The 264-nt window shown below is 61.0% G+C and carries 1 protein-coding gene; it reads right to left on the minus strand.

Annotated elements, in window-relative coordinates; all coding sequences use genetic code 11:
- Nucleotides 1-217, minus strand: a 217-nt coding sequence (locus tag AAEZ06_RS27475) for a winged helix-turn-helix transcriptional regulator (RefSeq protein ID WP_502948063.1), incomplete at its 3' end; no start/stop codon positions are given.
- Between the last annotated feature and the right edge of the window lie 47 nt (nt 218-264).

The following is a 264-nucleotide window of genomic DNA, read 5'->3' on the forward strand; positions in this document are numbered from 1 at the left end:
GTGTCACGGTATCCAGCAGTCGTGAATGGGCTTCGTGCGGCTCGAACAAGTGCTGCTCCCCCCATTGGCGCAGCGCTACTACCAGGGTAAACAGGCTCTCGCCCTTGGCTGTCAGCACGTACTCCTGATACGACGTGCCATCGGATGCCGGGCGCACCTGCAAAATATCCGCTTCAACCAGCGCCTTGAGGCGCTGGGTCAGAACACTGCGGGCCACCCCCAGGCCACTTTGAAAATCGCCAAACCGGCGCACGCCATCAAAGG

It is taken from the genome of Pseudomonas sp. HY7a-MNA-CIBAN-0227, assembly GCF_040310325.1.
Lineage (GTDB): Bacteria > Pseudomonadota > Gammaproteobacteria > Pseudomonadales > Pseudomonadaceae > Aquipseudomonas.